We start from the raw sequence: 22963 nt of genomic DNA on the forward strand, positions 1-22963 counted from the left end.
CTCTTTTGCCATAACTTTCTTGCGCGTATGCTGTTTCCTACTATAATGGAAAAATGATGAGACGATAATGGCAATAGGCCATGGCCGAAGCGACTGACCAAAACGGCTCGACAACACCGGTTCCCATTTTGCGCCAGGTTTTCGCAGTAGTTCTTGCTGGAGGGGAGGGGAATCGCCTGAAGCACCTCACGCGCTGGCGCGCCAAGCCTGCGGTTCCTTTTGGCGGAAAGTACCGAATCATCGATTTCCCATTGTCGAATTGCGTCAATTCCGGGATTGCGCGCGTTGCGGTTCTCACACAGTACAAGGCGCAATCGCTGATTCGCCACCTTCAGCGGGCGTGGAATTTTCTCCGCCACGAAGTCGGGGAGTTCATCGAGATCGTTCCTGCGCAGCAACGGATGGGGAAGGAGTGGTATCTGGGCACCGCTGACGCGGTGGCACAAAATCTCGACCTGCTGCGCCGCCACCGTCCGCGTTATATCCTCATTCTGGCCGGCGATCACGTCTATACGATGGACTACGCGCGGATGCTTGCCAGCCACGTCGAACGACGTGCGGAAATCACCATCGCGTGCATTCCCGTGCCGCTTGCACAAGCCTCCCATTTCGGGGTGATGGCGGTGGATGAGGAGAACCGGGTGGTCCGCTTCGTGGAAAAGCCATCGCAGCCGGAGCCGATCCCAGGCCAACCCGAGATGGCGTTGGCGTCGATGGGTATCTATCTCTTCGACGCGGAATATCTCTATGCGCTTCTTCTCGAAGATCGCGACCGTGCCGATTCCACCCACGATTTCGGGCGCGATCTCATCCCGCACGCGTTGCAGCGGGGCGATCGCCTTTTTGCCTACCGTTTCGTCAATGAAGCGGGAAAACCCGACTACTGGCGCGACGTGGGGACGATCGAATCGTACTGGCGAGCCAACATGGATCTCTGCGCGATCGAGCCGCCGCTCAACCTCTACGATCGCAACTGGCCGATTTGGACCTACCAGGCGCAGCGGCCGCCAGCGAAATTCGCATTCGACGACGAGGGGCGGCGTGGCATGGCGGTGGACTCCCTCGTCTCCGCCGGTTGCATCCTCTCCGGCGCGGTCGCGCGCCGCTCGATCCTCTTTACCAATACCTTCTTGCACAGTTACTCGACGGTGGAGGAATCGGTGCTGTTGCCCAATGTCGAAGTGGGGCGGAATGCGAAGATTCGCCGCGCGATCATCGACAAACATTGCCGCATCCCGCCGGGGATGGAGATCGGTTTCGATCGGGAAGCCGATCGCGAACGATTCTACTGCTGCCCCCAATCGGGTCTGGTCGTCGTCACGCCGGAAATGCTTGGTCAGTCGTTTCGCCACTACGATCCGCAGGAGGATTTCTGATGGGCAATCGGTTGGGGGTGGCACTGCTCTGGCATCTGCATCAGCCCTATTACAAAGAGCCGGACGGGCGCTACCGTTTGCCATGGGTCTACCTCCATGCCATCAAGGACTACGCCGAGATGGCGGCGCATCTCGAAGCGCACCCGGCGGCGAAAGCGACGGTCAATTGGACGCCGACCCTCTTGACGCAGTTGTCCGATTACGCTGTGCGCCTTGCCCGTTTTCTCGACCATGGCGAACCGGTCGGTGACCGCCTGCTCGACTGGCTGAGCGGTGCTGTCCCGCTTCCCGAGGATCTCGAAGGCAGACGTCAAGTAGTTCAAGCGTGCCGCCGCGCCAATCCACCGACGATGGTCCATCCCCATCCCCACTTCCACCACCTCCTGGCTTGGGTCGAGGAGGGGGGGTTCGGTTGCTGTTGCGAACGGTTGCGCTACCTCAACGATCAGTTCCTCTACGATCTCCTCACTTGGTACCACCTGGCGTGGTGCGGGGTGTCGCTGCGGCAAAAGGAGCCGACGCTGCAAAGGCTCGCCGCGCAAGCCGCTGCTTTTTCTGGGGAAGATCGGCGTGCGTTGGTGCGCGTCATCGCCGAGACGATCGCAACGCTCCCCGAGCGCTATCGGCGACTTGCCGAACGCGGACAGATCGAGCTTTCTTTGACCCCTTACGGCCATCCGATCGCGCCGCTGCTCCTCGATTTTGCCGCGGCGCACGAAAGCCGCCCGCAAGATCCGCTCCCTGAAAAGAATTATCCGGGAGGAGCGGAACGCCTGCGCTGGCATCTGGATGCCGGTTTCGCGCTGTTCGAGGAGCTGTTTGGCTTCAGACCGAACGGTCTTTGGCCAGCCGAAGGGGCGATTTGCGAGCGTTCGCTCGCGCTTTTTGCCGAATACGGCGTACAGTGGTGCGCAAGTGGCGAAAAGGTATGGTTCGCATCGGCGCAGGCAAGCGGCTGGGACACCGACTATCTTGCGAGCAAACACGGGCTCTTTGCGCCGATCGCCTGGCGCGATCAACCGCTCCGCCTTTTCTTCCGCGACGACGGTCTGTCCGACATGATCGGATTCACCTACCAGCATTGGCGCGCCGAAGACGCGGTAGAACACCTGGTTGCCGCGCTCGAGCGAATTGCTGCCAGCTATGGCGCGGAAGCGGGCGAGCATACGGTCCTCATCGCGCTCGATGGGGAAAATGCCTGGGAGTACTACCCGAACAACGGCTGGGATTTCCTCACGCTCCTTTATGAGCGGCTAAGCCACCACCCGAAACTTGTGATGCGTACCGTCAGCGAGGCGGTCGCGGCACGGCACGAACCGAATCGCCTGGAACGGGTCCGCGCAGGCAGCTGGGTTCAGGGCAACCTGGCCACGTGGATCGGCAGCGACGCGAAAAATCGTGCGTGGGCTGCGCTGGTTGCGCTCAAAGAGGCGATCGACGCCCGGTGGGCGACGTGGGACGAAGCGCGACGTGCGGTGGTTGCCCAGCAGCTTGCTTATTGTGAGGCGTCGGATTGGTTCTGGTGGTTTGCTGACCACAATCCCTTGGAGGCGGTCACCGAGTTCGATTTCCTTTTCCGCGCGCATCTTGCCGAGGCGTACCGTTTGCTCGGTTCGGCGCCGCCGGAAGCGCTCGCGCAGCCATTTGCGACCGGAGGGGGGGCTGCGGAGCTGGGAGGGACGATGCAGCGCGCACAATGACGATTCGCCAAAAAAGGGGGGGAGGATGGTCCGGGAATGGCTGGAGCGGCGCGCAGCGGGGGTGCTGCTGCACCCCACAGCGCTTGCGGGGGACGACGGACTCACCGAAGCGCGGGTGCGCGCGTTCGTTGCGTGGATGGCGCAGGCGGGGCTGCGGTTGTGGCAGATCCTGCCGATCCATCCGCCGCGTCATGTCTCTCCTTACGAGTGCGTGACCAGTTTCGCGGTGAATGAGCGGCTTTTTGCCGCCGAGTGGTTGCAGCGCACCTTGCCGCCGCAGGAGACGGTGGAATCGGCGCTGCAGGGCGAGGTGTGGCTGAGCGGAGAGAGCGGTCTGGCCTCGCCGGGGCTTGCCCCTTTTGCGCCGGTAATCGCGCGTGAGCGGGTGAAATACGCGCTCTTTTGTTATTATGCGCACCAATTCCCGGATCGCCCATTCTGGGCATGGCCGCCTGATCTGGCGCTGTTTCGGGAGGACGAACAGCTCCCCCCCGAAGCGCGCGGTTGGTTGACGGCGAAAATGGCGCGGCTCCTTGCTGCCGAGCGCGCATGGCAGCAGGTCCTGGCGCTGGTTCATGAGGCGGGCATCTGGGTAGTTGGTGATCTCCCTTTTTTCGTCGCAGCCAATAGCGCCGACGTCTGGGGCAACCGCGCTTACTTCTTGCTGCAATCCGACGGCTCCCCCGCTTTTGTTGCCGGGGTTCCGCCAGACTATTTCAGCGCCAGCGGTCAGCGCTGGGGGAATCCCCAGTACGACTGGGGCATGCTGCGCGAGACCGAATTTGGCTGGTGGCGCGCCCGGCTCGCCGCTCAACTGTCGTGGTGCGACGGGGTACGGTTGGACCATTTTCGCGGTTACCAAGCGGTCTGGTCGATCCCGGAAGACGCGCCGACAGCCGAGACGGGCTGCTGGGTGCCGGTTCCGGGTGACGCGCTCTTTGCGCGCGTTCGCACCGATTGCGGCGGCGAACCGCTGCCGTTCATCGCCGAGGACCTCGGGATCATCACCGACGAGGTGCGCGCGCTCCAAGCGGCATTCCATCTCCCCGGCATTTCGGTGTTGCAGTTCGGCTTCGACGGTCTGCCGGGTAATCCCCATGCGCCGCACGCGATTCCCGAATGGCAGTGGGTGATGACCGGGACGCACGACAACGCGACGACGCTCGAGTGGTGGAACGGGATCGAGGATGGGGGCTATCGCGAGTGGATCCTGGCGCAGTTGCCTCATAGCGACGATCCGATGCCGTGGCCGATGATCGACGCGGCGCTGGCAAGCCGCGCACGCTGGGCGGTGATCCCGATTGCCGATTGGCTCGGTTTGGGGGCTGAGGCGCGCTTCAACGTTCCGGGCACGGTGAATGAGCGCAATTGGCGTTGGCGGGTTCCGGAAGGGGCGTTGCGTGTCGAACTGGCACAGCGCATCCGCGACCGCGTCGAACGCTTTGCGCGCGGCTGAGCAGGGAGGGGGGTGTTGAGCGAACTGGAGCCCGTTTGGCAGGCATTGAACGCTGGAACGGTACACGACCCTTTCCGCGGGTTGGGGTGGCGCATCGAAGAAGGGGATCACTGGGCGCTTTACGAGTGGCTGCCAACGGCAACCGCGGTCGAGGTGGGGGGTAAGCGGTTGGCAATGGTCGCGCCAGGGGTGTGGCGCGCTCGTTTCACGGCAGACGAGCGGAAAACGCTGTTGCCCCACCATACGGTGCGCTGGCAAGAGGGCGACGAAATGTGGCACAGCGTCGTTTCGCCCTGGACTTTTCCCACGTTGCTTGGCGCGTTGGACTGTTACCTCATCGGGATCGGCGAGCATTGGCGGTGGTGGGAGAAGTTGGGGGCGCACTGCGTCGAGATCGACGGTGTGGCGGGTGTCCATTTTGCCGTTTGGGCGCCCAACGCCGAACGGGTTTCGGTGGTTGGGGACTTCAACCAATGGCACGGGTTGCGCCATCCGATGCGCGTATTGGGCAGCAGCGGAATCTGGTCGCTTTTCATTCCAGGTCTTACTGTTGGGGATCGCTATCGATTCGAGATCCGCACCCGTTCGGGAGCGATCGTCACCAAGAGCGACCCATCGGGACAGTGGTTCGAACTGCGGCCGCAAAATGGTTCGAAGGTGTGGCGCAGCCGTTATACCTGGGGCGATGAAGCGTGGTTGGCCGCGCGAAACGCCTGGGATCCCTACCACGAGCCGATCGCGATCTACGAGGTCCACGCCGGTTCCTGGATGCGACACGCCGACGGACGTTTCTACAGTTACCGCGAACTGGCCGAGCGGCTGATCCCATACGTGCAGTCGTTGGGATTCACCCATATCGAACTCCTGCCCCTTGCCGAGCATCCGCTCGACGAGTCGTGGGGGTACCAGGTGACCGGCTTTTACGCCCCAACCAGTCGCTACGGCACCCCGGACGATCTCAAAGCGTTCGTCGATGCGGCGCATCAGGCAGGAATCGGCGTGATCCTCGACTGGACGCCCGCCCATTTCCCGAAAGACGAATGGGCGCTTGCCCGCTTCGACGGTACGGCGCTCTTCGAGCATGAGGATCCCCGCCTGGGCGAACATCCCGACTGGGGGAGTCTGATTTTCAATTATGGTCGCCATGAGGTGCGCAATTTTCTGATCGCCAACGCCCTCTTTTGGCTCGTCGAATACCACTTCGACGCGTTGCGGGTCGATGCGGTAGCCTCGATGCTCTACCTGGACTATTCGCGTCGCCCTGGGGAGTGGTTGCCCAATCATTATGGTGGGCGTGAAAATCTCGAAGCGATCGAATTCTTGCGTCGTTTGAACACGCTGATCCACGCCGAGGTTCCTGGTGCGCTGGTGTTCGCCGAAGAGTCCACTGCCTGGCCGATGGTGTCGCGTCCAGTATGGATGGGGGGGCTTGGCTTTTCGTTCAAGTGGAACATGGGGTGGATGCACGACACGTTCACTTATTTCGCGCACGATCCCCTCTTTCGCCGTTACCATCAGGATAAGCTTACCTTCTCTCAGTGGTATGCCTACAGCGAGAATTTCGTCCTTCCGCTCTCGCACGACGAAGTGGTGCACGGCAAAGGATCGCTCGTGGCGAAAATGCCCGGCGATGCCGATGCGAAACGGGCACAGGTGCGTCTTTTGCTGGCGTGGCAGTGGTGGCACCCTGGCAAAAAACTCCTCTTCATGGGGGGGGAGTTTGCGCAGTGGCGTGAGTGGAGCGAACGGCGCGAACTCGATTGGGGGTTGCTCGCCGAGGCGGGGCACCGTGGCGTGCAACGGTGGGTTGCCGATCTCAACGCGACCTACCGTGCGCTGGGCGCGCTGCATGACTTCGATTGTGACGCAGAGGGCTTTGAGTGGGTCGATTGTCACGACGCGGAACAGTCGGTGATCGCTTTCTTGCGTAAGGGAAGAAAAGGTGAAGTTGTGTTGGCGGTGCTCCATTTCACGCCGTTGACGCGAACGAACTATCGGGTGGGGGTACCGTTTGGCGGTCTCTGGCGCGAGCGGCTGAACAGCGACAGCCGCTTCTACGGAGGGAGTGACGTCGGCAATTGCGGCGCTGTACGGGCCGAAGCGGTTCCGTGGCACGGCTTTCCGTACAGCGTCGCGCTGACGCTTCCGCCGTTCGGCGCGCTTCTGCTGCAACCGGTTGGAAGAGAAGAGGAGGGGTAGCGTGCGAATCGTTCAGGTCGCTTCCGAATGTCATCCGTTCGTCAAGACGGGGGGACTTGCCGATGCAGTTCAGGGTTTGAGCGCAGCGCTCGCTGCACGTGGTCACGAGGTGCGCGTCGTGCTTCCTGCGTTTCGAGGCGCACTTCCGGATGGGGCGAGACGGTTGGGGACGCTCGCGGTAGCAGGTGCGGGCCGGACATGGGAAGCGACGATCTGGGAGGCGGCGCCCTTCTGGTGCGAGGCCGATACTTTTCCGTCGCCCCTGCCGCAACGCGGCCGCCGGTGGGGAAAGGCTCCACCATCGTCCTGCGACGAGGAGCGTTCGTCACTATCGGAACAGACCTGCCGGGTCTGGTTTGTCGCGATCCCACCGCTCTACGATCGAGACGGCTCTCCTTATTTCGATCGCGACGGACGGGCGTGGTGGGACAACGGCGAGCGCTTTGCCGTCTTCTCCCGCGCCGCAGCGATGTTGGCGCTCGGGTTGGGCCCGGGCGCGATCGCCGGTTGGCGCGCCGCGGTAGTCCATGGCCACGACTGGCACGCAGGTCTTACGTCGGCGTTTCTTCGGCTTGGCGCGGAAAAGGAGGGGATCGCGGTGCCGCGAACCGTTTTTACCATCCACAACGCGGCGTTCCAGGGTTGGTTTCCCTACTCGCTCTTTCGCGCGCTCGATCTTCCCGATCGCTGGTGGGACTTTCGCTTTCTCGAAGCGTGGGGGGAGCTCAATTTCCTCAAGGCGGGAGTGACGCTCAGCGACGTAGTGACGACCGTCAGCAACGGCTATGCTCAAGAACTCCTTGCAGGAAAAGGGGATTACGGCTTGCAGGGCGCGTTGGCGCAGCGGGCGGCCGAGAAGGCGTTCCTCGGTATCGTAAACGGTATCGATCCGGTGGCGTGGAATCCGTTGCGCGATTCCCACCTTGCGTCCCCGATCGTCCCGGGTCGCGGTTTTACTGCGGCGAAGCGATCCAACCGCGCAGCGCTGTTGGCGCGTTACGGTTTGGGCGATACGCTGGAGGGCAACCGAGCGCTGCTTGTCGGTTTCGTCGGGCGCTTGAGCGAACAGAAAGGGGTCGATTGGCTGCTTGCTGCGCTACCGGAGACGTTCGAGCGCACGCCGATGCGCGTCGTCCTCTTGGGTAGCGGCGACCCGTTGCTCGAACGGCAGGCGCAAACGCTTGCGGCGCGCTACCCGCAACGGCTCTTGGTGACGATCGGTTACGACGAATCGCTCGCGCATCTGATCTATGGTGGTTGCGATCTTTTCGTGATGCCTTCCCGATTCGAACCGTGCGGTCTGGCGCAACTCTACGCGATGCGTTATGGCGCGGTGCCGGTGGTGCGTGCAGTCGGGGGGCTGCGCGACACGGTGATCGACGAGTCGCTCGGTGCTAGCGCAAATGGGTTTCTTTTTACCGGTGACGGGCCGCAGGCGCTCGGAGCGGCGTTGCTGCGGGCGTTTCACTGTTGGCGCGATCGTCCGCGTCGTTGGCGCACGCTCGTGAAAAACGCGATGGAAGGTGACTACTCCTGGGCGTCGCGGGTTGCGGCATACGAAGCGCTATATCGGAGTGAAGGAGGCGAACGTGGGGGTGAAACTTGAAGCGATCTTGGCAGAACTCACGGAGCAGACGGGAAACGATGCGGAGCGGCTCGCACGGGACATCGCACACTATCTGTTCAAGACGCAAGGGCGGACGCTCGCCGCTCCGGTCGAATACCTCTTCGAGGCGGTGGCGTGGGCGGTGCGCGACCGGGTAATGCCAGACTGGCACGCGACGTGGCAACGCCTCAAACGGCAACCCACCCGGCGCCTCTATTATCTGTCGATGGAGTTTCTGATCGGCCGTTCGCTGGCGGCGATCGCGTTCAATCTCGATCTTGCCGAGCCGTTGCGCGAAGCGCTGCTGGTACTGGGAAAGGAAATCGAGGCGATCGAAGAGGCGGAGCGTGATGCGGGGTTGGGCAATGGCGGTCTGGGCCGGCTTGCCGCCTGTTTTCTCGAAAGCGCCGCGACGCTCGCGTTACCAGTGATGGGGTACGGGCTGCGTTACGAATATGGGATGTTTCGCCAAGCGATCCGTAACGGCTACCAAGTGGAAGAGCCGGAGCGGTGGCTGCGCCAACCCGCGTTCCCATGGGAGTTGGAGCGGCGGGAATATACCCGAAAAATCCGATTCGGCGGACGGACGCACCACTACATCGACCCGGAGACGGGGCGGTTCTACGTCCATTGGGATCATGCAGAGGTAGTTCTGGCGGTACCGTACGATATTCCGGTTCCCGGATACCGCAACGGGGTGGTCAATACATTGCGGCTGTGGTCGGCGCAGGCACCCAACGAGTTCAACCTGGACAAATTCAACGAAGGAGACTATTTCGAGGCGGTCGATGCGCGAATCGCTGCGGAAAACCTCACACTTGTACTTTACCCCAACGACGCGAGCGTCTTGGGCAAAGAGCTTCGGTTGCGGCAGCAATATTTCCTCGTTGCGGCGTCGTTGCAGGATGCCGTGACGCAGTGGCTCGACCACTGTGGCCCCGAGTGGCACCGTTTTGCCGAACTTCACTGTTTTCAGCTCAACGATACCCATCCCGCGCTGGCAGTGGCTGAACTGATGCGGATTCTGATCGATGAGCACCATTTCGGTTGGGACGAGGCGTGGCGTCTCACGACGCGGGTGACGGCCTATACCAACCACACACTGCTTCCCGAAGCGCTCGAAACGTGGCCGGGCGAGATGGTGCGGCGTATTCTGCCCCGCCATTGGGAGATCATCGTCGAGATCGATCGCCGTTTCCGGTTCTCGATCCAGTTGCGCTGGCCCGATGAACCGAGCCGCCAGGAACGGCTGGCAATTGTCAGCAGCGATCGGGTGCGGATGGCGCACCTTGCGGTGCACGGCAGTTTTGCGGTCAATGGTGTTTCCCGTCTCCATACCGATCTGCTCGTCACGACCCTCTTCCCTGATTTCGCCGAACTCTCTCCTGGGAAGTTCACAGCGATCACCAACGGAGTGACGCCCCGGCGCTGGCTTGCCCTTTGTAACCCTGGTCTCAAAACGCTGCTCGACGAGGCGGTGGGTAGCGGTTGGGTTACCGACCTCGATCGCCTCACAGCGCTGCTTCCCTTATCGCAAGACGCGGCGTTTCGCGAACGGTTCGCCGCGGTAAAACGGGAAAACAAAGTGAAGCTGGCGCAGCAAATCGCGCATGAAGGGGGAATCAAGGTAGATCCCGCGGCGCTCTTCGACGTGCAGGTCAAGCGCATCCACGAATACAAACGGCAGCTTTTGAACGCCCTGCACGTGATCCACCTTTACGATCGGATCAAGCATGGCGAGACCGACGGCTGGACGCCGCGCGTGGTCATTTTCGGCGGCAAAGCCGCTCCGGGGTATGCGTTCGCCAAACTGATCGTCAAATTCTTGAACAACGTCGCCGAGGTGATCACTAAAGATCCGCAAACGGAAGGGTTGTTGCAGGTGGTCTTTTTGCCGGATTACCGGGTGAGCGCAATGGAAAAGATCGCGCCCGCAGCCGACCTTTCGGAGCAGATCTCTACCGCGGGTGCCGAGGCTTCCGGTACCGGCAATATGAAATTGATGATGAATGGAGCGATCACGATCGGTACCTACGACGGCGCAAACATCGAGATTCTGGAAGCGGTCGGGGAGGCGCACTTTTTCCGCTTCGGGCTGCTTGCCGACGAAGTGCAAGCGCGCCGCACCGATTACGATCCAATAGCGATCGTCCAGCAAGATGGGGCGCTCGCGCGCGTGATCGGCTATCTGCAACGGGAGTTTTTCAATCCCTTCGAGCCGGGAATCTTTCAGCCAATCCTCGATCGCCTTTTCTCACCCAACGACCCGTGGCTGGTGCTGGCCGATTTTGCGTCGTACCGTGCTGCGCAGGAGGCGGCAGCGGCGCACTATCGCGCCCCGGCGCGTTGGTTCGAAAGCGCCGTGCGCAACGTCGCCATGAGCGGCCGTTTCTCTTCCGACCGAACGCTGATCGAGTACAACCAGCGGATCTGGCACTTGGCGGCGATCGGTGAGCCAGCGCGAAGCGCGACGTGATCGCCTGCGGCGGTAATCGCTGCGCAGGCACCTGGTCACGGTGCTTGAAACGTGTCTGCGCGGATAAACTTCAGGGGGAGAAGGATCTCCCCGGTCAGCCGCTACCCGTGCGTTCGTTGAGTGTGATATTGACTTCGAGCATCTCGACGTTTTCCTTGCGCTCGAGATGGACCTTGATCGCGTCGGCGTCAACCGGGTAGTATTTTGCGACGACTGCCAGGATCTCTTCCTGAAGTTGTTGCAGGCGCGCGCTTTCTTCAGGAGAGCTCGCTTGTCCTTCGGGCAGCTCCCGCATCAAAACCATGGTGAGCCGCTCTTTGGCGATGCTTGCGGTCGAGCGCGGTTTGCGCCCCAACCAGCGGTCGAGCAGAGACAACCCAGCCATTTCAACCACCTCCCAGTAGGCGCTTCAATAGCCCCGGTTTTTCGTAGGTGGTGAAGCGCAGCGGTCGGTTCTCCCCGAGGAAACGACCGACGACGTCGTCGTAGGCCTGAGCCGCCTTGTCCTCTTTGATGAGGATCACCGGTTCGCCCTGGTTGGAAGCGTGCAGCACCCCTTCCGATTCGGGAATCACACCGATCAAGGGGACGCGCAGAAGCTCCAAAATGTCTTTGTAAGAGAGCATTTCGCCCTCTTCGACCCGTTTCGGGTTGTACCGGGTGATCAAAAGGTGCTCTTTGATCGGTTCCCGGCCTTCGATCGCGCGCCGTGTCTTCGACTGCAACAATCCCAGGATGCGGTCGGAGTCGCGCACCGAAGAGACCTCCGGGTTGGTCACGACGATCGCTTCGTCGGCAAACATCATCGCCATCAACGCGCCATGCTCGATTCCGGCGGGCGAGTCGCAGACGACAAAATCGAAGCCCATCTGCTGCAATTCGTGCATCACCGCTTCGACGCCCGCTTCGGTGAGCGCTTCTTTGTCCTTGGTCTGCGAAGCGGGTAGGATATAGAGCGATTCGACCCGTTTGTCTTTGATCAGCGCTTGGTGGAGCTTCGCGTCTCCTTGGATGACGTTCACGAAATCATAGACGACGCGGCGTTCGCAACCCATGATGAGGTCGAGATTACGCAACCCGACGTCGAAATCGATCACGGCCGTTTTGTACCCGCGCAACGCCAAGCCGGTAGCGAACGCGGCGCTGGTGGTGGTTTTTCCTACGCCCCCTTTCCCCGAGGTCACGACGACGATGCGCATGATGTTCGATCCGTAAATTCAATTTCAGGGTTCGATGATTTCGAATTGTAACCGCATTTCCGTTTTTTCTGATTGGGGTTCCAAGCGGACCTGTACGGGCTTACCCGAAAAGGCAGAAGGGACACCCTGTTCGAAGGTTTTGAAGATCCCCGCGATCGCGACGAGCTCGGGTTGGAAGCGCTGCGCGAAGATACGTGCCGATTCCAAGCCATACGCGCCTGCGATCGCTCGCCCGGCAAGGGGCCCCCAGCAAATGATGTGCCCTCCTGCGATCACTTCGCCACCGGGATTGACTCCGTTCATGAGGATCACGTCGCCGTCGGGATGATGGATCTGCTGCCCGGAGCGAACGGGACGGTCGATGATACGCGTGGCGCTCGTGGGCGATTCGCTGGGTTCTGCTTTCGCTCCCTCAGGCGTTGCCGCAAGCGGGCCATTCCATTCGGGTGTGACCGCTCTAGTGGCTTGTGGCATTGGGGAGGCGGTACGCTCCGCAGGAATGGCATCGAGCAGCGCCAGGTTGGTGCGCGCAAGCGCCGTATGAAACGATTCCGGAACACTGCGCACCCCAACCGGTTGCAGACCGATGCGGCGCATCAACGCAGCGATTCCCGCCCAATCGACCTGAGTGGGCCACTCGGGCACTTCGCTAAAATCGAGCACCGCCACTTCGCCAGCAAAGTAGCGGTTGGCGCCAGCGAACACCTTGTGGAGTTCGTCTGCCAAACGGGCGGGGCTGGTTGCGGCGAGTGTCACGACGAAACCGGCAAGGTTCGTCGGAGTGAAGCGGACGATCGGTTCCGGCATCGCAATACCTCAATGAATGCGAGGGGAAGAGGGAAGGTCGTTCGCGAACGCGGCAAGCGCTTCGTTGCGCTCGAGCCGGTAGGTGTGTCCTGAGAGTTCGTCGTGGATCTCCACGACACCCTGTTCAGCCAACATCGCCTCCACTTCGTCACGTCCGATCAAACGCAAGAGCCGTTGGATCCGTTCGGGTTCGACCCGGTCGTACGGCAGGATCGGCACCGAGGGGAATGCGCGAATGGTCTCTTCGGCAAAGAGCCGCGTCAAAAGGGTGCTGGCGTCGAGTTGCACGAGTTCCGTTTCGCGCAAGGTTTCGGCTAAAAGAACGGTACGCCGCCAACCATCGGGGTCTTTTTCGTCTGCGGTGGGCAATTTCTGGATCATCAGGCCGGCTGCGGTCTGGTCGTCGGCGCTCAGCCAAAGTCGCGTGGGCTGTTGATCCGATTGCGCAAGGAACGCTTCCAGGGCGTCGTTGAGGGTCGTCCCTTCCCACGGGACGATACTGATATACGGGGTATGCGTCGCGGGCAGTTCCATGATCAGAGCGAGTTGCGCCGCTTCGCCCAACAGTTCGCGGAGTTCCGCGTCGTCGGCGATCGGGATCGCTTCGTCGCGCCGTTGCGCGACGGCACGCAGCTCGCGTTCGAGCGAAAGATCGACGACCACGAGCGGAACGAGCCCTTTTCCCTGCGCCTGCAATGTGATCCGCGTGGGGGTTTTGAGGCGTGCCGATAGGAGCGCCGCAAAAGCGGTGAGTTGCCCAAGGGCGCGCCGAATCGCCGGAGGGTAACGACGGTGCGCCAAAACGCGCTGCCACACCTGGGTCAGTCGCACATGGGCGCCACGGATGTCCGTATTTTCGAGTAGGAAAGGGGTCACGCAATCGGTCGATTCTGGGGTCATCGCGCGGATTTCTCCTGTTGCGCGCGGGCAAGGGCCAGCGCGAGCGCCGTTACCGGTTCTTGGGGTCGAGTGGGGTTGTGTTTGGCAGGTGTGGCGGTACGGGAACGGTTGTGCGCGCCGTTGTGCGCTGTTACGGTCGTGCCGGAGGGGACACTGTTGGGTTTCCCGCTACGTTCGTGTTGGGCACGCATCGAGAGCGCAATGCGCTGCCGTGCTTTGTCCACAGAGAGCACCCGTACGCGAACGATTTGCCCCGGTTTGACGACGGTCAACGGATCTTTGACGAAGCGGTCGGCAAGTTCGGAGACATGTACCAACCCGTCTTGATGCACGCCGATATCGACGAATGCGCCGAAATGGGTGACGTTGGTGACCACCCCTTCGAGCCACTGCCCTTCTTGGAGGTCGTCGAGCGATTCGACCCCTTCGGCGTAGCGGACGGTGCGAAACTCGCCGCGTGGATCGCGCCCCGGTTTTGCCAGCTCTTCGAGCACGTCCTGCACGGTAAAGAGGCCGAATTGCGCGTCGGTGAATTCGTTGGGGTCGATCGCGTCACGCCAGTCGCTTCGCCCCATCACCTCTTTCACCGTTTTCTGGATGCGCGCGAGTATCCGTTCCACCAGCGGATAGGCTTCGGGGTGGACGGCAGAGGCATCGAGCGGTTCGTCTCCGTCGCGAATGCGTAAGAAACCAGCACACTGTTCGAAGGTTTTTGGGCCCAGCCGGGGCACTTCGAGGAGTTGCGCGCGGCTGCGAAAGGGGCCGTGCTGGGTGCGCCACGCGACGATCTCCCGCGCTAGCGTGCGATTGAGCCCGGAGACGTAGGCGAGGAGCGCGGGCGAGGCGGTGTTGAGATCTACCCCTACGGCATTGACGCAGTCCTGAACGACCGCGTCGAGCATCCGCGCGAGTTCCACTTGATCGACGTCGTGTTGGTATTGCCCGACACCGATCGATTTCGGGTCGATCTTCACCAACTCTGCCAGGGGATCCTGCACGCGGCGGGCGATCGAGACCGCGCCTCTGAGGCTGACATCGAGTTCCGGGAGCTCTTCACTGGCGAGTTCGCTGGCCGAATAGATCGAAGCGCCCGCTTCCGAAACGATCAACTTCATGGGGCGTGCGTCGTGGGGCAAACGCGCAAGGAGTGTGTCGATCAGCTTTTCGGTTTCCCGGCTCGCGGTGCCGTTGCCGACTGCGATGAGTTGCACTCGGTGTGTCGTTACCAATTCGGCGAGGCGCGCAAGTGTTGGCTCGACGTGGCGTTTCGGTTCGAACGGGTAGCAGGTTTCCGTGGCGACGACGGCGCCGGTGGCGTCGATCACCGCGATTTTGATCCCGGTGCGAATGCCTGGGTCGATTCCCATCACGACCTGGTTGCCGGCAGGCGGCGCAAGGAGCAGCTCCTTGAGGTTCGCCGCAAAGATGCGGATCGCTTCCCGTTCCGCGTTTTCACGCATCTGGTTGAGCGCGTCGCGTTCGAGTTGCGGGTGGAGTTTGGTGCGCCAGATGCGCGCAAGGGTCTGGGTCCGCCACGCTGCTGCCGGGTCGTCGAGTCGATCCCACCCGATCCGACGGGCGATCCACGCCAGGAAGGGATGGGGCTGGTCTTCCGCGGTAGGGATATCGACGGCAAGGTGCAGCACCCCCTCGTTGCGCCCGCGTAGGAGCGCCAATGCGCGGTGTGAGGGAATAGAGCGGATCGGCTCTTCGAACGCGAACCAGTCGCGAAATTTTGCGGCGTTCGGGGCGTTGGAATCGAGCACCTGCGACCGGATCACCGCCTCGCTCCAGAACCGTTCGCGCAACGGTTGCAACAAAGCGGCGTCTTCGCTGAGGCGTTCGCTCAAGATCGCGCGGGCCCCTTCGAGCGCCGCAGCGGCGTCGGCAAACCCTTTTTCCGGAGCGACGAACGGTGCGGCAAGCACCTCCGGCGGCGCTTCGACACGGCTCATGAGCTGTTCGGCAAGCGGTTCTAAACCCGCTTCGCGGGCAATACTCGCTTTGGTCCGACGTTTGGGTCGGTACGGCAGGTAGAGGTCTTCGAGCGCCTGTCGTGTCTCAGCCGACCGTACGGCCTGTTCGAGTTCGGCCGTGAGATGTCCCGCCTCACGGAGGGTGTTGAGGATCGTTTCCCGTCGTGCTTCGAGCGCGCGCAGTGCAAGCAGCAGGGTTTCGATTTCGCGCAGTTGAGCGTCGCTCAGCCCCCCAGTCGCTTCTTTGCGGTAGCGCGCGATGAAGGGAACCGTTGCCCCTTCGTCCATCAGCCGCACCGCGGAGATCACTTGGTGCGGCGAAACGCCAATCCGCTCGGCGATACGGGCTTCGATCGAAGGCAAGTGTGTCGTCGTCATGGTATTCGGTTCGATCCAGGCAAGGGGCGATTATAGCGAGGGAAGGGCGACGAGCGACTGTCGTCCCGCCCATTCGGCTCGGGGGTCAAGGGTGATCGGTGCGGTGAGTTGCGCCGCTTCGACGCAAAGGAAACGCCGAAACCCATCTGCGGGCAGATCGGCCAGGTTGTGGTGTTCCCCGGGGTTCCAGACGACGAGATTGGCAAAGCCCGCTTGGTCGATGCCCGTGGCCACTTTGCCACTTTTCCAGAGCAGCGCGCGCGTAGGCGCTGGATAGACGCGGTTCACCGCGCGATCGACGACCAGTTCGGGCGCGGTCTCTTTGACCGCTTGCCATTGGGCATTGGCGTCCTGGTAGGTGAGCCCGTACAAACCGGAGAGTTGGGAAAGTTCGAGTTCCGGAGTGGCCAGATAGGTATGCAATCCACCGGTGAAAGAGAGGGGGGTGCTTCCGTCGTTTCCTACCGCCAACTCGACATCCAAGCGGTCGGGGGAGAGCATTACGGTAACTTCCGCCCACCAGCCTGAGGGGATTTCGTCACGATAGGACGCAGGGAGCGCGTCCGGCGTGAGCCGCCACGTTGCGAAGACGAACGCTGGGTCTTGTTTCTGTTCTGTCATCTGCCACAGGACGCGCCGCGCAAACCCGTGGCGTGTGCGGGGGCCCTGGTCGGCCCACTGCGGAAAGATCACTGGGATGCCGCCGCGAATGGGGGTAACGCCATCCCCTGGGTTTTTGGGGCTCAGGTAGAGCCGTTCGATGCCGTCGGTGGGGATCCAGGAAAGCACGTGCGCGCCCCAGTGGCTCACCGTGACCTGAGCACCGCCAATCTGAAGCCGCACGACGTCGAGCCCGCACCAGCGGTCGGTGGTGATTGCGGTCGGAGTCATCTTCGATTGCCTCAATGCAGCGGTTGCAAGGGAAGGACACCGTGCTTGATCGTTCGATCTTCGGGGTCGTCGGAGAGGGTGAAACCGAGACTCGCGACGAACCGCAGCATCCGTTCGTTGTTTGCGAGAAAGACACCGCGCATCTCTTTGAGGCCTCGGTTGCGTGCCGTTTCGATCAGCACCTGCATCAGTTTGCGCGCAAGCCCCCGGTGCTGCCACGCATCGGCAACGACGATCGCGAATTCGCACGTTTCGCCGTCGGGGTTTACCGCGTACCGCGCCACCCCCAGTTCGATCTCTTTGCCGTTTTGTGTCGTGACCGCGATGAACGCCATTTCGCGGTCGTAGTCGATTTGGGTGAGGCGCGCGAGCATCGCGGGCGGCAGCTCGTTGAGCGTGGTCATGAAACGGAAGTACTTCGTCTGTGGCGAGAGGTTGCGGACGAACTCCGCTTCCAGTTCGGCGTCTTCCGGCCGGATGGGGCGGATCAGCACGTCGGTGCCGTCAGGCAGCGTCCAATGTTGGACGAGGTGAGACGGGTAGGGGTGGATCGCCATGTGCGCGTAGCGATCCTGTGACGGGTTCGTAGGGGTGAGCGAAATTTTGGCGTCGAGCGCGATCGCGTCGTGTTCGTCGACGATCAGCGGGTTGATGCTCAGATATTCGATCCACGGCAATTCGCAGACCATTTCTGAAACCCGCAGCAGGACGTATTCCAGCCGTTCGAGCGCTACCGCGGGCATGTTGCGCCACTCCTGCAGCATCGGATAGATGCGGCTCGACCGAACCAGGTCGTGCGCCAGGTATTTGTTGAACGGCGGCAGCGCAACCGACATGTCCGCTTCGGGAACGGCCCGTTTGCCCCCTTCGCCGAAGTAGATCACCGGCCCGAAGACGGGGTCGCGTTTGACGCGGATCATCACCTCGCGGCCGTAACGACGAATCACCATCGGTTCGATCACTACCCCTTCGATTTCCGCTTCAGGCGCATTTTTTTGCACTTCGGCGACGATCTCCTGAAACGCGGTGCGTACCGCCGCCATGGTGGTGAGGTTGAGTCGCACTCCGCCGCTGTCGGCTTTGTCGATGACGTTTTTCGCCTGAATTTTCATCGCCACCGGCAGTCCAATCTCTTCGGCGAGCACGATCGCTTCGGTGACGGTGCGCGCCAGCATCGCTTGGGCAATCGGGATGCGAAACGCAGAAAGGACCGCTTTGGCCTCCATCTCGTTGAGGCGTAGCCGCCGTTCGGTGAGCGCGGCTTCGATGATCAGTTCGGCGCTCTCGATGCGCGGCGCTTCGAAATGGGTGAGCGGCGGGGGGGTCTGCGCCAGCAGTTTTTGGTTTCGGTAGTACGACGAGACGTGCGAGAAGAGCTCGACCGCAGGTTCCGGCGCACGGAAGGTGGGGATCCCCGCCGCTTGGAATTTTTGCCGCGCTTCCTGGACGTGCGCCTCTCCCATCCAGCAGGTGACGACCGGTTTGTCGGCTTTCGCTTCGAGTGCGATGATCCGGTCTGCGACCGCGGTGGGGTCGGTCATCGCCTGGGGCGTGAGAATCACCAGGATCCCGTCGACCTCTTTCGCAGCCAGAAGGGTTTGAAACGCAGCGCCGTAGCGTTCGGCGTCGGCGTCGCCCAAAATATCGACCGGGTTGGCGTGGGACCAGTTCTGGGGCAGCAGTTTGTCGAGTGCTTCGCGGGTGGTATCCCCGAGTTCCGCAAGCGGAATGCCCAGGTCCGCGGCGCGGTCGGCAGCCATCGCGCCGATTCCGCCGCCGTTCGTGAGGATCGCCAAGCGGTTGCCGCGCGGACGAAGTCGGGCAAAAAGCGCGGAGAGCGCGGCGTAGAGCTGCGAGATGTTATAAAGACGAATCACGCCACTACGCCGCAAGGCCGCGTCGAACACTTTGTCGTCACCCGGTTGATGGGCAGCGTGGAGATGAATCGTGCGCATCACCTCGGGGTGACGCCCTGCTTTGAGCACCAAAACCGGTTTGACGCGCGCCGCGGCGCGTAGCGCACTCATGAAGCGGCGGGCATTCTTGATCCCTTCGATGTAGAGCACGATCGCTTCGGTGCGGTAGTCTTGCGCCAGGAAGTCGAGCACTTCGGCAAAATCGATATCGACGCTTGCGCCAAGCGAGACCACTGCCGAAAACCCGACCCCCGCCGGTTTTGCCCAGTCGAGTACCGCGGAACAGAGCGCACCGGAGTGGGAGATGAACCCGATCGACCCTTTGAGCGGAGCAGTCAGGGCAAATGAAGCGTTGAGCCCGATCTGCGGGCGCATCACGCCCAGGCAGTTTGGGCCCAAAAGGCGCATCCGGTAGCGGCGTGCGGTTTCGATCAGTTGCCGCTCCAACCGTTCACCGCGAGCACCCGTTTCGGCAAAACCGGCAGAGAGTACCGCAACCATCTTGACGCCAGCCCTGCCGCACCCTTCGACCACACCGATCACCTTTTCCGCCGCGACGCAGATCACCGCAAGATCGATGCGGTGGGGAACCTCTTCGATCGACGGATAAGAGGGGAGATCGAAGATTTTTTTATGTTTGGGGTTGACCGCAAAGAGGCGGCCGGTGTACCCACTGTCGATCAGGTTGCGGATCACGGTTCGACCCAATGACCCGGCACGTTCGGAAGCACCGATCACGGCGACCGAGCGCGGTTCGATCAACGGTTGCAAGTAGTGGTTCTCCTGCACGGCGAAACTCTCCTAGGGCATTGCGGCGAAGTGTACCGCATCGCACCGACTCTGTGCGCGTACAATCCCACTTATTCGCAAACGATTCGTTCGAACGACCAGGGAGATGACGATGCACGAATGGCTGAACCACTTGACGCAAACCCGGTGTTGGCAAACGAACGCCTATTGGGGTGGTGCGTGGCATCCGGGATCGGGCCGATTTCCAGTGCGGAACCCCGCAACCGGAGAGGTGATTGCCGAAGTGGCCGACTGTGGGCGCAACGAGACCGAAGCGGCGATCGCCGCGGCGGCGCAAGCCTTCCCCGCCTGGAAAAATGCCCTCGCGAAAGAGCGTTCGGCGCTGTTGCGCCAATGGCATGCGCGCATCATCGAAAACGCCGAACCCCTGGCGCAATTGATCACGCTCGAGTGTGGCAAACCGCTTGCGGAATCGCGGGGTGAAATCGCCTATGCGGCGTCGTTCGTCGAGTGGTTCGCCGAAGAGGCGAAACGGGTTTATGGCGATCTCATCCCAACCCCGCAGGCGGATCGGCGACTCATGGCGTGGAAACAGCCCGTTGGGGTGTGCGCGGCGATCACACCGTGGAATTTTCCCGCCGCGATGATCACCCGTAAGGTGGCTCCGGCGCTTGCGGTGGGGTGCACGGTGGTGGTGAAGCCGGCGGAGCAAACCCCGCTCACGGCTCTGGCTTTGGCGGCGCTGGCAGAAGCCGCTGGTTTTCCCACCGGGGTGTTCAATGTGATCACCGGCAGTCGGCCGGATGTGATCGGCGAGACGCTCACCGCGAGCCCGATCGTGCGCAAACTCTCCTTTACCGGCTCGACCGAAGTCGGTCGCCTCTTGATGGCGCAATGCGCACCGACGTTGAAGCGCCTCTCGTTTGAACTGGGTGGCAACGCCCCGTTCATCGTGTTCGACGATGCTGACCTGGACGCGGCAGTGGCCGGGGCGCTGGCGTCGAAATACCGGAACGCCGGGCAGACGTGTGTCTGCGCCAACCGGTTGATCGTCCAAGAGGGGATCTACGACGCTTTTGCGGAACGGTTCGCTGCGGAAGTGGCCAAGTTGCGCGTCGGTCCCGGGTGGGAAGCGGGGGTCGCGGTGGGGCCGCTCATCGATGCTGCGGCAGTCGCCAAAGTGACGCGCTTGGTCGAAGAGGCGGTGTCTCGCGGGGCGCAAGTACGTTGCGGCGGGCATCTGCTCACGGAATTGGGCAACCAGTTCTACGCCCCCACGGTGCTCACGAACGTCACCGCGGAGATGGCGATCGCCAGTGAAGAGATCTTTGGCCCCGTCGCGCCCATCTACCGTTTTCGTACCGACGACGAAGCCGTCGTGCTTGCGAACGCGACCGAATATGGCCTTGCAGCCTACTTCTACGCGCGCGACGTGGGGCGCGTCTGGCGGGTAGCCGAGCAGCTCGACTACGGGATGATCGGGATCAACACCGGGATCATCTCGAGCGAGGTTTTCCCCTTTGGCGGCGTCAAACAGTCGGGGTTTGGCCGCGAAGGGTCGAAGTACGGGGTCGACGAATACCTAGAGGTGAAGGCGATCTGTCTTGCCGGCGTGTGATCGTTGTAGAACCCGAGTAAGGGAGGAACCATGAGGGAAAGGAGCCGTAATGTGGGGTGTGGATCGGTCGGTTCGAGCAGAGGCAGTGCTTGGCGCGACCTTTGGGTGGGCGCGCTCGTTTTGACCCTGTTCTCAGGGGGTGTCACCGCATCGGGTCTTGAGCCCTCGACGCGCGGCGCTGCGCCGCTTGCTGAGGGTTCCGCGACCCTGTCTGCCGAAGCTGCGGCGGAATGGGAGGGGCGGCAAACGGTTACCGAAGCCGAAGTCGAGGCGGCGATCGCGACCCTTCGTTGCGGGCAAACCCCGTTCTTTTGGTGTGCCGGTGGGATCGGCTTGGAGGAGCGGGTGGCGTTACAACGGCTCAGAGACCGTTTTACGGTCTGCGTCGAGTGGGCGCAAAAGGAGCGCCCTTACCTTGCTGAAGCGACCTTGACCCTCGAAAACGACTCCGGCGCGGTGGTTTGGCAAGGCGGCGGGTTGGGGCCGCTTTGGTGTGCGCAGTTGCCAACAGGGCGTTATCGGTTGGTCGCCTCTGCGCTCCCAGTCGTCGAATATCCCCCTCAGGATCGCTGGGTCGAGGTGACGCCGCAAGCACCCCTTAGGCGCGTGACGTTTCTCTGGTAACAGTCGCCACTGGTCGGAAAGAGGCGGCGATGGCGATGAGCTGCGCGGCCAAATCGGCGAACGTCGCCTCAGAGAGCGTGGAAAAGGAAAAGTGCGCCACGATCGGGCCCGACCAGGTGGCAAGCCCTTTGCGGTAACGGGGGTCGTAGTGGCGCACCATCAGGTCACGGTAGAGCGCGGCGAAATCGCCCCGATCGATCCATTGCTGCCAGTGCGCGAGCACGGCGTTCGGGACCACCCCTTTGAGGCGGAGCAACTGCGCCTTGAGGGTTTCGCGGTCGTGGCGCCAGAATCCGTACTCGGCCAAGACCAGCGACAGGCGTGCATCAAGCGGGGCTTCCAACGTGACGCGCGGCGCTGCGCGCATCTGCTGCCACAGCGTCTCAGGCAGGTGGCAGGTGCCGATGCGGCGATTCTCCGCTTCCACGAAAACCGGTTGGGTGGGATCGAAGCGGCGCAGTGCGGACCAGAGCGCCGTCTCGAACGCTTTCTGGGTCGGTTGTGGCGCGCCGTCCGGCGCTCGCCCCAACAGCGAACCGCGATGGCGCGCCAACGCTTCCAAGTCCAACACCTGTGCGCCCAGTTGTGCCAGAGTGTGCAGCAGCTTCGTCTTGCCACAACCCGTAGGACCTGCGAGCACGAAAAGCCGCAACCGAGTCGGCAACGTATCGAGTTGCGCTAGGACATGACGGCGAAACGCCTTGTACCCGCCTTCGAGCTGCGCGGCGTCCCAACCAATCAACCGCAGCCAGGTGACGAACGCGCCGCTTCGCTGCCCGCCGCGCCAACAATAAACCAACGGGCGCCACGAACGCGGTTTGTCCTGAAACTGGTTTTCGATGTGGTGCGCGATATTTTTCGCCACCCACGCCCCCCCGATTCGCCGCGCTTCGAACGGGGACTGCTGTTTGTAGATCGTACCGACGATCGCCCGTTCCCGGTCGTCCAGCACCGGGCAACTGATCGCGCCGGGAATGTGGTCTTCGGCGTATTCGGCGGGACTACGGGCGTCGATCACCGTATCGAACGCGTCGATCTCCGCTACCGAAACGAGGGGGGCAGTTTCGCGGGGCATTGGCGAACCATGGAGT

Annotated in this window: 16 protein-coding genes; 8 read left to right on the top strand and 8 right to left on the bottom strand. The window is 62.1% G+C overall.

Annotated elements, in window-relative coordinates; all coding sequences use genetic code 11:
• Positions 1 to 80: 80 nt before the first annotated feature.
• From glgC to HPTL_RS04610, 6 genes are read left to right on the top strand one after another with little or no spacing between them, the layout of a single operon-like run.
• Positions 81 to 1376 carry a glucose-1-phosphate adenylyltransferase gene (gene glgC, locus HPTL_RS04585; protein WP_119334916.1) on the top strand — a complete coding sequence of 432 codons (1296 nt, stop codon included), beginning with the start codon at positions 81 to 83 and terminating at the stop codon, positions 1374 to 1376.
• Positions 1376 to 3076, top strand: coding sequence for a glycoside hydrolase family 57 protein (locus HPTL_RS04590; RefSeq protein ID WP_119334917.1), 1701 nt, complete (start codon positions 1376 to 1378; stop codon positions 3074 to 3076). The genes glgC and HPTL_RS04590 overlap by 1 nt, the downstream gene beginning before the upstream one ends.
• A 25-nt stretch (positions 3077 to 3101) precedes the next feature.
• A complete protein-coding gene (locus tag HPTL_RS04595; protein ID WP_119334918.1) occupies positions 3102 to 4532 on the top strand; it encodes a 4-alpha-glucanotransferase in 1431 nt (476 codons plus the stop codon).
• 15 nt (positions 4533 to 4547) lie between these two features.
• Positions 4548 to 6731, top strand: a complete 2184-nt coding sequence (gene glgB / locus HPTL_RS04600; protein WP_197713787.1) for a 1,4-alpha-glucan branching protein GlgB — start codon at positions 4548 to 4550, stop codon at positions 6729 to 6731.
• Position 6732: 1 nt separating this feature from the next.
• Positions 6733 to 8337: a glycogen synthase gene (locus HPTL_RS04605; protein ID WP_170141270.1), complete on the top strand. Its 1605-nt coding sequence runs from the start codon at positions 6733 to 6735 to the stop codon at positions 8335 to 8337.
• On the top strand, positions 8321 to 10813 hold the full coding sequence (locus HPTL_RS04610) for a glycogen/starch/alpha-glucan phosphorylase (protein WP_197713788.1): 2493 nt from the start codon (positions 8321 to 8323) through the stop codon (positions 10811 to 10813). The genes HPTL_RS04605 and HPTL_RS04610 overlap by 17 nt, the downstream gene beginning before the upstream one ends.
• Before the next feature lie 94 nt (positions 10814 to 10907).
• Here the strand turns inward: HPTL_RS04610 and minE are convergent, their stop codons facing one another.
• The 7 genes from minE to HPTL_RS04645 are packed head-to-tail and all read right to left on the bottom strand — an operon-like array spanning position 10908 to position 19669.
• A complete protein-coding gene (gene minE, locus HPTL_RS04615; protein WP_119336083.1) occupies positions 10908 to 11189 on the bottom strand; it encodes a cell division topological specificity factor MinE in 282 nt (93 codons plus the stop codon).
• Between the two features lie 10 nt (positions 11190 to 11199).
• Entirely contained in the window at positions 11200 to 12012 is an 813-nt protein-coding gene (gene minD, locus HPTL_RS04620; RefSeq protein ID WP_179949085.1) for a septum site-determining protein MinD, read from the bottom strand.
• Between the two features lie 24 nt (positions 12013 to 12036).
• Positions 12037 to 12819 carry a septum site-determining protein MinC gene (gene minC, locus HPTL_RS04625; RefSeq protein WP_119334921.1) on the bottom strand — a complete coding sequence of 261 codons (783 nt, stop codon included), beginning with the start codon at positions 12817 to 12819 and terminating at the stop codon, positions 12037 to 12039.
• Positions 12820 to 12828: 9 nt separating this feature from the next.
• Positions 12829 to 13719, bottom strand: coding sequence for an Hsp33 family molecular chaperone HslO (gene hslO, locus HPTL_RS04630; RefSeq protein WP_119334922.1), 891 nt, complete (start codon positions 13717 to 13719; stop codon positions 12829 to 12831).
• Complete coding sequence (locus HPTL_RS04635; protein WP_119334923.1) at positions 13716 to 16073, bottom strand: Tex family protein; 2358 nt, start codon at positions 16071 to 16073, stop codon at positions 13716 to 13718. Before HPTL_RS04635 ends, hslO begins: the two co-directional genes overlap by 4 nt.
• A gap of 30 nt (positions 16074 to 16103) precedes the next feature.
• Entirely contained in the window at positions 16104 to 16964 is an 861-nt protein-coding gene (locus tag HPTL_RS04640; RefSeq protein WP_119334924.1) for a D-hexose-6-phosphate mutarotase, read from the bottom strand.
• An 11-nt stretch (positions 16965 to 16975) separates the two neighbouring features.
• Entirely contained in the window at positions 16976 to 19669 is a 2694-nt protein-coding gene (locus HPTL_RS04645) for a bifunctional acetate--CoA ligase family protein/GNAT family N-acetyltransferase (RefSeq protein WP_119334925.1), read from the bottom strand.
• 112 nt (positions 19670 to 19781) lie between these two features.
• On the opposite strand from HPTL_RS04645, the gene HPTL_RS04650 reads away from it, so the two are divergent.
• The gene (locus HPTL_RS04650) at positions 19782 to 21248 is read left to right on the top strand and encodes an NAD-dependent succinate-semialdehyde dehydrogenase (RefSeq protein ID WP_119334926.1); all 1467 of its coding nucleotides are present in this window, start codon (positions 19782 to 19784) and stop codon (positions 21246 to 21248) included.
• 30 nt (positions 21249 to 21278) lie between these two features.
• Positions 21279 to 21872 carry a hypothetical protein gene (locus HPTL_RS04655; RefSeq protein WP_145981788.1) on the top strand — a complete coding sequence of 198 codons (594 nt, stop codon included), beginning with the start codon at positions 21279 to 21281 and terminating at the stop codon, positions 21870 to 21872.
• Here the strand turns inward: HPTL_RS04655 and mnmH are convergent.
• Positions 21847 to 22947: a tRNA 2-selenouridine(34) synthase MnmH gene (gene mnmH, locus HPTL_RS04660; RefSeq protein WP_119334928.1), complete on the bottom strand. Its 1101-nt coding sequence runs from the start codon at positions 22945 to 22947 to the stop codon at positions 21847 to 21849. The two genes, HPTL_RS04655 and mnmH, sit on opposite strands and share 26 nt — an antisense overlap.
• Between the last annotated feature and the right edge of the window lie 16 nt (positions 22948 to 22963).

Source organism: Hydrogenophilus thermoluteolus (assembly GCF_003574215.1).
In the GTDB taxonomy this organism is placed as follows: domain Bacteria; phylum Pseudomonadota; class Gammaproteobacteria; order Burkholderiales; family Rhodocyclaceae; genus Hydrogenophilus; species Hydrogenophilus thermoluteolus.

Coding starts and splice junctions, on each gene's coding strand:
- HPTL_RS04590 (WP_119334917.1), top strand. CDS start 1,376: ATGGGCAATCGGTTGGGGGTGGCACTGCTCTGGCATCTGCATCAGCCC.
- HPTL_RS04595 (WP_119334918.1), top strand. CDS start 3,102: ATGGTCCGGGAATGGCTGGAGCGGCGCGCAGCGGGGGTGCTGCTGCAC.
- glgC (WP_119334916.1), top strand. CDS start 81: ATGGCCGAAGCGACTGACCAAAACGGCTCGACAACACCGGTTCCCATT.
- hslO (WP_119334922.1), bottom strand. CDS start 13,719: ATGACCCCAGAATCGACCGATTGCGTGACCCCTTTCCTACTCGAAAAT.
- HPTL_RS04650 (WP_119334926.1), top strand. CDS start 19,782: ATGCACGAATGGCTGAACCACTTGACGCAAACCCGGTGTTGGCAAACG.
- mnmH (WP_119334928.1), bottom strand. CDS start 22,947: ATGCCCCGCGAAACTGCCCCCCTCGTTTCGGTAGCGGAGATCGACGCG.
- minD (WP_179949085.1), bottom strand. CDS start 12,012: ATGCGCATCGTCGTCGTGACCTCGGGGAAAGGGGGCGTAGGAAAAACC.
- minC (WP_119334921.1), bottom strand. CDS start 12,819: ATGCCGGAACCGATCGTCCGCTTCACTCCGACGAACCTTGCCGGTTTC.
- HPTL_RS04635 (WP_119334923.1), bottom strand. CDS start 16,073: ATGACGACGACACACTTGCCTTCGATCGAAGCCCGTATCGCCGAGCGG.
- HPTL_RS04640 (WP_119334924.1), bottom strand. CDS start 16,964: ATGACTCCGACCGCAATCACCACCGACCGCTGGTGCGGGCTCGACGTC.
- HPTL_RS04655 (WP_145981788.1), top strand. CDS start 21,279: ATGAGGGAAAGGAGCCGTAATGTGGGGTGTGGATCGGTCGGTTCGAGC.